At 35.4% G+C, this 12,729-nt stretch carries 14 protein-coding genes; 13 read left to right on the top strand and 1 reads right to left on the bottom strand.

The annotated features are described in order from the left end of the window. Positions 1-788 precede the first annotated feature (788 nt). The 5 genes from D2K60_RS16425 to D2K60_RS16405 all read left to right on the top strand — a co-directional run bounded on the left by D2K60_RS16425 (position 789) and on the right by D2K60_RS16405 (position 5,018). Positions 789-2,054: a tetratricopeptide repeat protein gene (locus D2K60_RS16425; protein WP_117169365.1), complete on the top strand. Its 1,266-nt coding sequence runs from the start codon at positions 789-791 to the stop codon at positions 2,052-2,054. Between the two features lie 102 nt (positions 2,055-2,156). Next, positions 2,157-2,708, top strand: a complete 552-nt coding sequence (locus D2K60_RS16420) for a ReoY family proteolytic degradation factor (protein ID WP_117169366.1) — start codon at positions 2,157-2,159, stop codon at positions 2,706-2,708. A 125-nt stretch (positions 2,709-2,833) separates the two neighbouring features. Next, positions 2,834-3,424, top strand: coding sequence for a lipoprotein heptaprenylglyceryl N-acetyltransferase LhaT (gene lhaT / locus D2K60_RS16415; RefSeq protein WP_117170354.1), 591 nt, complete (start codon positions 2,834-2,836; stop codon positions 3,422-3,424). Positions 3,425-3,504: 80 nt separating this feature from the next. After that, positions 3,505-4,272, top strand: coding sequence for a sporulation protein YpjB (locus D2K60_RS16410; RefSeq protein ID WP_162880731.1), 768 nt, complete (start codon positions 3,505-3,507; stop codon positions 4,270-4,272). Positions 4,273-4,337: 65 nt separating this feature from the next. After that, complete coding sequence (locus D2K60_RS16405) at positions 4,338-5,018, top strand: zinc metallopeptidase (RefSeq protein WP_117169368.1); 681 nt, start codon at positions 4,338-4,340, stop codon at positions 5,016-5,018. A gap of 47 nt (positions 5,019-5,065) precedes the next feature. Here the strand turns inward: D2K60_RS16405 and D2K60_RS16400 are convergent, their stop codons facing one another. Further along, on the bottom strand, positions 5,066-5,941 hold the full coding sequence (locus tag D2K60_RS16400) for a YitT family protein (protein ID WP_117169369.1): 876 nt from the start codon (positions 5,939-5,941) through the stop codon (positions 5,066-5,068). A gap of 194 nt (positions 5,942-6,135) precedes the next feature. Here D2K60_RS16400 and D2K60_RS16395 point away from each other — a divergent pair, with 194 nt between their 5' ends. Genes D2K60_RS16395 through panC form a run of 8 tightly spaced genes read left to right on the top strand, consistent with a single transcriptional unit; the run spans position 6,136 to position 12,727 of the window. Then, positions 6,136-6,492, top strand: a complete 357-nt coding sequence (locus tag D2K60_RS16395) for a nucleotide pyrophosphohydrolase (protein ID WP_117169370.1) — start codon at positions 6,136-6,138, stop codon at positions 6,490-6,492. Continuing rightward, positions 6,485-7,285 carry a 4-hydroxy-tetrahydrodipicolinate reductase gene (dapB, locus tag D2K60_RS16390; protein ID WP_117169371.1) on the top strand — a complete coding sequence of 267 codons (801 nt, stop codon included), beginning with the start codon at positions 6,485-6,487 and terminating at the stop codon, positions 7,283-7,285. The genes D2K60_RS16395 and dapB overlap by 8 nt, the downstream gene beginning before the upstream one ends. A gap of 31 nt (positions 7,286-7,316) precedes the next feature. Next, positions 7,317-7,721, top strand: coding sequence for a methylglyoxal synthase (mgsA, locus tag D2K60_RS16385; RefSeq protein ID WP_117169372.1), 405 nt, complete (start codon positions 7,317-7,319; stop codon positions 7,719-7,721). A gap of 2 nt (positions 7,722-7,723) precedes the next feature. Continuing rightward, positions 7,724-8,866 carry an N-acetyl-alpha-D-glucosaminyl L-malate synthase BshA gene (bshA, locus tag D2K60_RS16380; protein WP_117169373.1) on the top strand — a complete coding sequence of 381 codons (1,143 nt, stop codon included), beginning with the start codon at positions 7,724-7,726 and terminating at the stop codon, positions 8,864-8,866. Next, positions 8,859-10,061: a CCA tRNA nucleotidyltransferase gene (locus D2K60_RS16375; RefSeq protein WP_117169374.1), complete on the top strand. Its 1,203-nt coding sequence runs from the start codon at positions 8,859-8,861 to the stop codon at positions 10,059-10,061. Before bshA ends, D2K60_RS16375 begins: the two co-directional genes overlap by 8 nt. After that, positions 10,037-11,011, top strand: coding sequence for a biotin--[acetyl-CoA-carboxylase] ligase (locus D2K60_RS16370; RefSeq protein WP_117169375.1), 975 nt, complete (start codon positions 10,037-10,039; stop codon positions 11,009-11,011). Before D2K60_RS16375 ends, D2K60_RS16370 begins: the two co-directional genes overlap by 25 nt. A 13-nt stretch (positions 11,012-11,024) precedes the next feature. Further along, positions 11,025-11,852 carry a 3-methyl-2-oxobutanoate hydroxymethyltransferase gene (gene panB, locus D2K60_RS16365; protein ID WP_117169376.1) on the top strand — a complete coding sequence of 276 codons (828 nt, stop codon included), beginning with the start codon at positions 11,025-11,027 and terminating at the stop codon, positions 11,850-11,852. A 2-nt stretch (positions 11,853-11,854) separates the two neighbouring features. Beyond that, a complete protein-coding gene (panC, locus tag D2K60_RS16360) occupies positions 11,855-12,727 on the top strand; it encodes a pantoate--beta-alanine ligase (RefSeq protein ID WP_117169377.1) in 873 nt (290 codons plus the stop codon). Positions 12,728-12,729 lie beyond the last annotated feature (2 nt).

The following is a 12,729-nucleotide window of genomic DNA, read 5'->3' as shown; positions in this document are numbered from 1 at the left end:
TAACATTCTTTAAAAAGCTCTGCTTTCTAAACGATTGTTGTCAATGACAGAATAAACCTAGACTCTGTCTTAACGTGCTGTTACATCTCGCTCTGAAAACCCACTACGCTTTCCGCGGGCACGTCTTCAGCTAACTTCATAAAGCAAATGTTTTCGGTGGGCCGAGTAATCGCAGGCCAAAAAAACGCTTTACGAAGTGGATCTTCAGACCGTGCTGTTCCCGCTGGAGTCGTAGTGTATTTTAATCGCTAGTTAGAAATATGCATCAAGGGGATTAAACCAACAATAAAAATACAAATTTTGATCCAGCAGATTATTTATTAGAAACAGTCATAAACCGCTTATCAAGTAACTATGTACTTATCTTTTATCAGTCAGACGTTGCATTAACGTCTGATCTGAACAGAAAGCTACACTAAGCTGCAGGAAAACGCGAGACTCCTTGTGGGAAAGGAACAGTCTGAAGACCCCGCAGAGAGCGATTTTTGCTCACGAGGAGGCTGAAGCGTTCCCCACGGAAAGCGAGTGTTTTTCTGCAGCGTAAGACCATCTCTTTTCTTGGGAAGGCAGAAAGGGACCAATCTAAAGTTACGACGGAGTTTCTCTCAAGTGCGTCAGATGATTTCGAAAGAAGTTTGAAGTCAACTTCTAATTTGGTTTGCGAAAGTTGAGTTAACTACTATTACATAAATAACTGTGACTATTATTAATTAATTGCTGTTAAGGCATTATTTAGTTATTATGGAGCTATCCATATATATTTTATGACAGAGAGGATGGATATGAAAATGGAAGAGATACATCGTGCCATTACGTTAATGGAACAATATAAAACAGATGAGGCAATTAAGGTTTTAGAAGAATTCTTACCACAAGCAAATGAAGATGAAAAATATACAATTGCAGAGTTATATAAACAATGGGGCATGCTAGAAGAAGCAAAGATGATTTTGCTAGGTATTGTACAACAATACCCAGACGAAACAGATTTGAAGTTAATGTTAGCTGATATACATATTGACTTACAAGAAGATCAAGAAGCAATTGAATTGCTAACCAAATTTAATCCAAACGACGAAGAGTACTTAGCGGTTTTATTGCAATTAGCTGATCTTTACCAAACCCAAGGTCTATTTGAAGTTGCAGAGCAAAAGTTATTAGAGGCAAAGCAACTTGATCCCGCTGAAAGGTTAATTGATTTTGCTTTAGGGGAGCTTTCCTTTTCAAATGGAGAATACCTAAAAGCGATTCCTTATTATGAAAAAGTCTATGCGATGCAACAAGTAATGGCTGAAGTAGAAATTCCAGTAAGGCTTGCTGAATGTTATGCAGCAACTGGGGAATTTGAGAAAGCATTAGAATATTTCCAACTAGTAGAAACAGACGATGTTGATGTGTTATTCCGTTATGGTTTCATTGGGTATCGTGCAGATCGTTACGATATTGCAAAACAGGCGTGGGAACAAGTAATAGAATTAGATCCTGAGTATCAATCTGTCTATCAATATTTAGCAGAAGTATACGAAGCAGAAGGACTGTTACAAGAGGCTTATGAAACAGCTAAAAAAGGGCTTGATATGGATGAATTAAACAAGGATTTATATCTTATTGCAGGCTCTTTAGCACGTAAAGTGGGAGATCATGCTGCAGGTTATCAGTTAGCAAGAGAAGCAGTTAGTATTGATCCGGGCTTTAAAGAGGCTGTCCTGTTTCTGATTGAAAGTTATAAGCACGATCAAGACAATGAGGCAATAATTGATCTGTTAACGCATATTATGGAACAAGGGGAAGAAGAAGGGTATTATAAATGGGAACTTGCGAAAGCATATAAAGAAGAAGAATCCTTCTCTGAAGCACTAAAATTATATCAAGATGCATATAATATTTTTAAGGATGATGAGGATTTCCTTAAAGAATATGGTTACTTTTTAGTAGAAGAGGGGAGGAGAAACGAAGCCATCACAATATTAGAACGTTACTTAGATATGGAACCAAGTGATACAGAGTTAGAAGAATATATTACAAGGTTAAAAGACCAGGCTGAAGATTATTAATATAGCTGCTTTGCTTTGTGGTAAAAATACATTGACGATTATAATATTTCTTCATACATCTCGTGTTTTACTTTCCTATAGTCGGTTTAGGAGGGATTGGATTTGAATACATCTGTTTCAGTGCAAGATAAAAAAATATTTATTCGTTGGTTTTTGCAAAATTACCAATTAAAAAGAAGAGAAAGCGTCTGGATATTGAATTATTTAACAAACCATGATGCTTTATTAGCTCATGTACATTTTATTAGGGAAGCGCGCTATTGCCCTAGAGGAATTGTTATATCTACGCATTGCTCTAATGATGTGCCTTTTCGTTTCTACAAAAATCATATTGTTACAACCGATGCCGAAAAATCTTTTCATGATATAAGGCTGAATCGAAGTGATCCGATTTATGTGCAATTAAGTTTTGAAAATGCCCATCAAAATGCTAATTACGTAGCAGTCTTAGAGGATAACCCTTATTTATCAGAAGACTTTTTTATTACGAAAAGAGAAAAGGAAATTGCCAAAGAGGTACTAGAACATACCATTTATCAATCACAAAAAAAACAGTTGCAAGATAAAATTGATGAAGCATTGGATAGTCGGGATCAAATTGCTTTTACGATGTATATTGACCAATTAAATGGATTAATAAACCCTAGTAAGTAAGAGGTTTTCCGCTTGATAAGTCGCCATTTACGTGCTATGTTTAATTTTAATCAATAAATGTGTAAATTCAGGGAACTCCTTCCTTATTGGTTGGGGTTTCTTATTTGAGTGGAGAGGAATATATGATGGAATATCTAAGGTTTATACTAAAAGATAGAACGTTCCTGATCCTTTTATGGATGATTAACTTTTTTGGAACGATTTATGGTTATATGTGGTATGAGGGTCAATTATCGAACACGCCTGCTAAATTTTTGATTTTTGTTCCAGACAGTCCTACTGCTAGTTTATTTTTCACTATATTTTTAACGTTTTTTATTTTCGGTAGAAATATACCTTATATTGAAGCATTAGCTATCGTCACTTTATTTAAATATGGTATCTGGGCAGTTGTGATGAACCTTCTTATGTTACTAGTAAATGGTTCGCTCTCTTGGCAAGGGTATATGTTAATGGCTTCCCATGGTGCAATGGCTGTACAAGGACTTTTATATGCTCCACATTATAAAATAAAGATTCGTCACCTAATTGTGGCTGGACTTTGGACAATACATAATGATTTTATTGATTACGTTTATAATATGATGCCTCGATATAGCAGCTTAGATATGTATATGAATGAGATTGGTTATTTCACATTCTGGTTAAGTGTGTGCTCGATAGCACTTGCATATTATCTGACGGTTCGAAATAAAAATCAATTCTATCAATCTTAATCAACTGGTCTAAGCTCGTCCTTCTTCTCATACATTAAGTATTAAGTAAGGAAAGAATGAATGAGAGAAGGGGATCTCGAGTGAAGTACTGGAAATTTCGTAAACATGCTATTATCACCTGCTTGACAGTCCTTTTATGTATTGTTTTATATCAGTTATTCTCCGTAATAGACGCAGATGAAATAGAGGCTTCTTCTATTGCATATCAATATGAACGGTATATAACGGAAGAAAGATATCAAATGGCAAACAATTGGTTAAAAGAACATCAAGAAGTAATTCACCTTGCTGCTAATACCGATCGTGAAAAATCACAAGCCGTTATCGGTGAGTTAATTCATCAAAATCTTGAAATAGTAAATGATACATCAATAGGTCGTGTGGAAAAACTACACACTGCTATGTCACTTGTTATTGCATTAGATGCTCTAGAGAATAACCAACAACCAATTTGGAAAAAAACGAAGGATTCTTTACACTATAAAGTGGAATCGGTTCTTACAGAAGGAATCGTAACTGATAGTAAAAGAGAAGAAATTATAGCACAATGGGAAATAATTCAGCCAACCTTGTCTATCATGCTAGAAGAAGAAGACTATTATGAACTTGTTTCGTCTTATAATCAACTATATGATGTGCGTAACGAAACGAATATGGAACCCTTTCAAGTTGTATTTAGACAAGCTGAATTAATGGACATTGCGATTCCTGCTGAACAAGGCGCATATCTTTCCTTTTATTGGATTATTTTAATTGTGGGTGGCGTAATTATTTTAACATTGACATATGTTGCGTGGAGAAAATATAAAGGTCAGAAAAAGAAGAATCAAAGACAACGTAACAGTTGACTATTTGACCATTATTGACTAAAATTAATTTTAAGTCATTTAAGAAAATTTATGGAGGAATGGAAATGGGCTTGGGTTCTTACCTAATCTATATTGCGTTATTAATGATTATTCCTATATGGGCGCAATCGAAGGTGAAAAGTACGTACAAAAAATACACAAAAATTGCAACGTCATCTTATATGACAGGTGCACAAGTTGCTAGAAAAATATTAGATGATAATGGTTTGTATAATGTAACGATAGAAGAAACAAGAGGAACTTTATCGGATCATTATGATCCACGTAAAAAAGTTGTCCGCTTATCAAGCGATAATTTTCATGGCCATTCTATGGCAGCAGCCGCAATTGCAGCACACGAGGTTGGACATGCTATTCAAGATGCAGAAGCATACGCGTTCTTGCGATTTAGACACACTTTATTTCCAATCGCAAGTTTTGGGGATAAGACGTCGTTTATTCTAATCATCGCTGGCGCAATCTTAGGCTTAAGTAATTTAATCCTAATTGGTGTTATTTTTATGGCTTTCGCTGTACTGTTCCAATTAGTGACGTTACCGGTAGAGTTTAATGCATCTAGCAGAGCGATGACGCAACTTGTTTCAACTGGCGTCATTCGAAATAACGAAGAAAGACAAACGAAAAAAGTATTAAATGCAGCTGCATTAACTTATGTAGCAGCAGCAATGGTTGCTGTAGCTGAATTAATTCGCTTTATTTTAATGTTTGCTCTAGGTGACGATTAATTAATATAAACAAGCTGTCGTCTTAATTTAAGACGACAGCTTGTTTTTTAATCTGGATAGGGTTTTTTATTTTCATCTAGTGTGAAACCTTCTCCTGATACATCGTGTACCGCAGAGATAGCTACAAAAGCATGTGGATCAATCTGATGTATGATTGATTTTAATCGAACAATTTCATTCCTACCAACAACACAGTATAATATTTCTTTGTTCTCACCTGAGAAACGGCCTTTACCTTGCAGGACAGTTACGCCACGATCCATTTCCACTAATATTTTCTCTGATATTTGATGACTATAATTGGAGATAATCGTTGTACCTCTTGCCGAATAGGCACCTTCTTGCATAAAATCAATTACACGTGAAGCAAGATAAACGGCTACTAACGTGTACATTCCTTCAACCAGTTCCAAATAGAGAACAAGAGATGTTGCAATAACAACTGCATCAAAGATAAACATTGTCTTCCCCATACTCCAGCCTACATATTTATGAACAATACGAGCGATAATATCAACGCCGCCCGTAGTACCACCATAACGAAAAATAATACCAAGACCAACACCAATAAATACGCCAGCAAACAAAGCAACTAACGTCATGTCAGATTCTAAGTGTAGTTGATAAGGACTAATCTGAAAGATATATAAGAAAACAGATACTGCTAAAGTACCAATGATGGAATATAGAAACGTATTTCTGCCTAGAAACCGCCAACCTATAATAAATGCGGGTATGTTAAGGATAATATTTAAAATAGCTGGATCCCAATCCCATAAAAAATAAAAAAGTAATGTAATTCCTGTAAATCCACCTTCACCAAGGTTGTTTTGCATATTAAAGTGAACAATACCAAAGGAAAAAATAGCTGAACCAATTAATATAAAGAAAATATTTTTGAATTTTAAACCAAATAACGACAAAGTATTCAACCTCCTGTTAAAATCACCTTATTATTATAGTCAAATAGAAGTATATTCACAACTAATGTAGCAATTTAAAAATATTTTAGCATGTATAGAATAAAAAATTTGTCAAATGGACTTGTTTTCGCTAACATTAGAAGAGAAATTAAATAGGAAATGTTATACTTATTAGAAAAGAAGGAGTTTCCTAGATGTCAATTGAAGATAAACATAGCACATTGGAAATGCAAAAACGTGTTGATACATATATATCACAATTTAAAGAAGGTTATTTTAGTCCGTTAAGTATGTTAGCTCGTTTTACAGAAGAAATTGGTGAGTTAGCAAGAGAAGTGAATCATGTCTATGGGGAAAAAACGAAGAAAGATTCCGAAGATGCGAATACAATTGAAGACGAATTAGGTGATTTGTTGTTTGTTGCACTTTCTTTTGCAAATTCGTTAGATATTGATATGAGTCAAGCTTTTGATAAAGCAATGACAAAAATTGAGACAAGAGATAAAAATAGATGGACAAAAAAAGATGTGGAGAGTGGTCTAAATGAGTAAAGTTAAAATAGTAGTTGCAGGACCTCGTGGGCGAATGGGTAGTGAAGCCCTTCGCATGATTGAAAAACATGATGATTTGGAATTGGTAGCATGTTTGGATATGGAAAATGACGGGAAAAAAGTGAAAGACATTGCTGGGTTACCAAATTTGGATGCGAGAATGTATACGAATATTGATCAATGTTTTAGTGAGGCGCAGGCAGATGTTTTGATTGATCTTACCACACCAGAAGTTGGTTTTTTACATACGAAAACTGCTATTTCATACGGTGTACGTCCTGTTGTTGGAACGACAGGTTTTACAAGTGACCAATTAGAAGAATTGACTGATTTAGCTGAAGAAAAGGGGATTGGCGTAATTATTGCACCAAACTTTGCAATTGGCGCAGTATTAATGATGGAATTCTCAAAATGGGCGGCTAAATATTTTCCAGACGTTGAAATCATTGAAAAACACCATGATCAAAAACTTGATGCGCCTTCAGGAACTGCAGTGAAGACGGCTGAATTAATTAAGCAAGAACGTGAATCAAAACAACAAGGACATCCAAATGAAAAAGAAACAATACCTGGTGCTAGAGGTGCTAACATTGATGGTATGCATATTCATAGTGTACGATTACCTGGACTAGTAGCGCACCAAGAAGTTATTTTTGGTGGACCAGGTGAGAATTTAACGATAAAACACGATTCATTTCACCGGGAATCATTTATGTCTGGTATTAAATTATCGATTGATCATGTAATGAAGCTAGATGTGCTTGTTTATGGTTTAGAAAATTTATTAGAATAACATTCATAAATGAAATGGGAGTGTTTTAAAAATGAAAATTGCATTAGTAGCACATGATAAAAAGAAAGAATCAATAATCCAATTCTCAATGTCTTATCAGCACATATTGGCTAAACACGAACTATATGCGACAGGTACAACAGGTTTGAAAATAAGTGAGGCAACAGGTCTTTCAATCACACGTTTTCTGTCTGGACCTCTCGGTGGGGATCAGCAAATCGGTGCGAAGATAGCAACAGATGAAATGGATTTGATTATTTTTTTCAGAGATCCATTAACTGCACAACCACATGAACCTGATATTAGTGCGCTAATGCGTTTGTGTGATGTACATCAAATTCCTTTGGTTACTAATTTAGCTGGAGCAGAGATTGTTATACGTTCATTAGAAGCTGGTTTTTTTGAATGGAGAAATCTTAATAAAGAGGATAATTAGAGATGAATTTTAAAAAAATTGGAATAACATGTTACCCATCTGTAGGTGGGTCTGGCATTGTAGCAACCGAATTAGGTAAATTTTTAGCAAAAAAGGGACATGAAGTCCATTTCATAACATCTAGCATGCCATTTCGTTTAAACAGCGTTCATAAGAATATTTACTTTCATGAGGTAGAAGTGAATCATTATCCTGTTTTTCAATATCCACCGTATGATCTTGCTCTAGCCAATAAAATGGCAGAAGTAATTGATACAGAAGGATTAGACATATTACATGTTCATTATGCAATGCCCCACGCTATTTGTGCCCTATTGGCTAAGCAAATGGCGACACGTGACGTAAAGATTGTTACGACATTGCATGGCACAGATATTACTGTATTGGGTGTTGATAGAAGCCTAAAACGAATGATTACACACGGTATAGAGAATTCAGATGCTGTTACGGCTGTATCACATAGTCTAGTTAAACAAACACACGATATGTTAGAGGTAGATAAAAAAATTGAGGTTGTCTATAATTTTATCGATGAAAGTGACTATTATTATCAAGATCCGAGTGAGCTTCGTAAACATTATGGTATCAGGCCTGATGAGAAAGTAATACTACATATATCTAATTTTCGTAAAGTGAAAAGAATACAAGATGTTATCTATGCTTTTCGTGATATAAACGAGAAAATTCCATCTAAATTATTACTGATTGGTGATGGTCCAGAGTACGCTGAAATGTTTCATTTAGTAGAATCATTGCAATTACAAGAATACGTTATATTTCTAGGTAAGCAAAATAATATTGCTTCGATATTATCACTAGCAGACCTGAAATTGTTATTATCTGAAAAAGAGAGTTTTGGATTGGTTCTAATAGAAGCGATGGCATGTGGTGTACCTTGTATTGGCACGAATATTGGTGGTATTCCTGAGGTAATTGAAGATGGAAAGAATGGCTATATTGTGGAGTTAGGAGATAAAGAAGCGATCGTTTCTAAAGCACTTCATTTATTAACGAATAAAGATGTATGGAACGCTTTCTCTCAAGCAGCAACTGCACACGTAAAACAAGAATTCTCAGCTGACAAAATAGTCAATGAATATGAACAAATTTATGACCGGCTTTTAGCAGGTGATTATAATGCTTGATCCACTATTTTCACAAGCTGTAATTGTATTAGAAAAATTAGAATCAAAAGGACATCAGGCTTTTTTTGTTGGTGGAGCAGTACGCGATTACTTATTAAAGAAACCAATTAAGGATATTGACATTGCAACATCTGCAACGCCAACAGAGGTGCAAGCTATTTTTCCAAAGGTTATTCCCGTTGGAATTGAACATGGCACTGTCATTGTGCGTCTCAAGAAACAATCATTTGAAGTAACTACATTTCGAACAGAAGGAAATTATTCTGATTTTAGACATCCAGATCAAGTCCAATTTGTAAATCGAATTGGTGAAGATCTTAGTCGTAGAGATTTTACTATTAATGCGATAGCGATGGATAAAAGTGGGGACTTATATGATCCGTTTCACGGTCAATTAGATATAAAGAAACAACTTATTTCAACTGTTGGCAATGCACATGATCGGTTTCATGAAGATCCACTTCGGATGATGCGTGCATTGCGATTTGTCAGTCAATTAAGTTTTAAACTAGAATCAGACACGCTAGATGCGATTAAAGAAAAAATTAGATGGATAGAAGAAGTTGCGATAGAACGTTTAGCAATTGAATTTGAAAAAACGCTTGCAGGTCAAGGGATTTCAGATGCAATAGCACTTTGGTCAACTGTACAAATTTGGGATAAATTGCCTGTTTTTAACCGTGATTCTATGTTGATACGAAGCATGGAAACATTACAAACACCACTCCCAGAGTTATATGAGGTATTTGCATTTTTAAAGATGCAACAGACACATGTATCTGTTAAAGATTTGGTGCGAGGGTGGAAACAATCGAATCAAACTTTTTTGATGGCTGATAAATTGGTGAGCGTATTACAGCTATATAAACAAGAAGGTTTACATAACTGGCTTTTATATCAATTACCTGAAACCTTATATGAGGCGTTTATACGATTAACACGAATACTTTATCAAGTGGAATTTAAAATGACTGATTTGATAGTAGCTGTGAATCGTTTACCTATTAAGTCACGTAAAGACGTTCAAGTATCTGGTAATGCGTTAATTGCATTATACCCGAATCGTGAAAAAGGCGATTGGATTGCGAGATATCTTAATGAAATTGAAAAAGCAATCGTAGTCGGAGATCTGATAAATAAAGAGATAGAAATTAAGGAGTGGGTTATTACATGCCATCCACCCAAGAAAAATTAATTGAGTTATTAGCTTTAAATGGTACAGTCTTTATTTCGGGGCAAGATATTTCCGAAACGCTTAACATATCGCGTACTGCTGTATGGAAACAGATGAAACGTCTAGAAAAAGAAGGGTATCAAATAGAAGCTGTTCCTAATAAAGGTTATCGGATTGTAGCGTTACCTTCAATAATGAGTAAGAATACACTCCAATGGGGATTGAAAACTAAGTGGTTAGGGAAAAATATGGTGCATCAAATAAAAATGCCATCGACTCAAACGAAGGCAAATCAGTTAGCTCAAGAAGGATGCGCTCACGGGACGGTCGTCATAGCAGATCGACAAGAAACTGGTCGGGGAAGAATGAATCGGTCTTGGTTCTCTAATAATGATTTAGGCGTGTGGCTGAGTATCGTCTTACGTCCTAATGTGCCGCCATTGCAGGGGCCGCAATTGACTTTAGTTGTAGCGACCGTATTAGCTGAACTAATTGAACTGGATGTTGGCATTACGCCAGCAATCAAATGGCCAAACGATATTTTAATTAACGGTAAAAAAATAGCGGGGATTTTAACCGAAATGCAAGCAGAACAAGATAAAATCCATCATATCGTAATAGGAATTGGTTTAAATGTAAACCAATTAGCGGATAGCTTTGAAAATGAGATAAGTAAGCGGGCAACTTCTTTGAAAATAGAAACAGGAGAAACATTCGAAAAACAAAAACTGATTCAATCTTTATTAAAGCGTTTTGAAGAAGCCTTTGATCGTTATCAATTAACAGGATTTTCAGAAGTGAAAGATAAATGGGAATCTTTTGGATATAAAATAAATGAAGAAGTATCATATAAAGCAGGAAATGTAGAAAAACAAGGCGTTATTAGAGGCATCAGTACTGATGGAGCATTGATAATGGAAAATAAACAAAATCAAATCGAAACCTTGTACTCTGCAGAAATAAATTGGTAAAGGAGTGTCTTCGTTGAAAAGTAGTAAAACATTTCAAACAATGAAACAAAATAATGAGAAGATAGCTATGGTAACGGCATATGATTATCCCGCAGGAAAACTAGCACAACAGGCAAATGTTGACATGATTTTAGTCGGTGATTCCTTAGGTATGGTTGTACTAGGTTATAATTCAACCATCCAAGTAACAGTTGATGACATGATTCACCATGCAAAAGCGGTAACAAGAGCTGCAAATGATACATATGTTGTAGTCGACATGCCTTTTATGTCGTATCATATTTCATTAGAAGATGGATTAAAAAATGCAAAACGTATTTTTCAAGAAACAAATGCACAAAGTTTAAAAATTGAGGGTGCATCACCTGAGATTCTAACTTTAGTCACACATTTAACAAATGCTGGGATTCCAGTCGTTGCTCATATAGGCTTAACTCCACAGGCAGTCAATGTCCTTGGCGGTTATCGGGTTCAGGGGAAAGACCAGGCTAGTGCTGAAAAAATCATTGCAGATGCCAAGGCATTACAAGCTAGCGGTGCAATTGCTTTAGTATTAGAATGTGTACCAAAAGAAGTCACTAAAATAATAACGAATCAACTAGAAATTCCGACAATTGGTATTGGAGCAGGTAGTTCATGTGATGGTCAAGTGCTTGTCTATCATGATTTGATCCAATATGGTGACAATCATCTTCCGAAATTCGTAAAAACATATGAAAATGTTACGGAACCTATTTTTAAAGCATTATCAACATATGTCGAAGAAGTTAAAACTGCGAGCTTTCCGGAAGAAAAACATAGCTACACGATTAATGCAGATACAATACTACCGGAGGAATAAGCATGCAGATTATAAAAACAGTCAGTTCGATGCAGGATTATACATTAAAAATGAAAAGCAGTGGGAACGACATCGGTTTTGTTCCCACGATGGGTTATTTGCACGAAGGACATGAGTCTTTACTTCAGAAGGCGCGCGAGGAAAATGATATATTAATTGCAAGTATTTTTGTGAATCCGTTACAGTTCGGTCCTAATGAAGATTTCGAAAAGTATCCACGAAATGAACAACACGATATAGAAATTGCTGAGAAGAACGGTATTGATGTATTATTTATGCCTCCAGTAGAAGAGATGTACCCAAGAGAATTAGGTATAACGATTCAAGCGGTTGATCGTATTGACGTCTTATGTGGAAAATCACGTCCGGGTCACTTTGATGGTGTTGTCACCGTATTAACAAAATTATTTCATTTGACTTTGCCAGATAATGTGTATTTTGGAATTAAGGACGCACAACAAGTTGCCGTTGTAGATCGACTTATTAAAGATCACAATTTTCCGATTCAATTACATATGCTTGAGACAATAAGAGAAGAAGATGGTTTGGCTAAAAGTAGTCGTAATGTCTACTTAACAGAACAAGAACGAAATGAAGCACCATCTCTATCTAAAAGTTTGCAATTAGCGCAAGAAAAAATATTTGACGGTGAAAAAAATCCTGCTATTATAGTGAATGAAGTAAAAAATTATATTAATACGCACACAACTGGTAAGATAGATTATATTGAAATATTACGATTCCCATCGTTAAAGCCTATAACTGAAGTCGATCAGCAAGTAATCATTGCAGTTGCTGTACAATTTAGTCAAGCTAGGCTTATTGATAATATAATTTTAATGCCTGATGGCACAAGTTCACCCGTATTAGGCTAGGA

Source organism: Paraliobacillus sediminis (assembly GCF_003426055.1).
The sequence above is the reverse complement of the archived record's forward strand: the minus strand, read 5'-3'. Positions and strand labels throughout refer to the sequence as shown.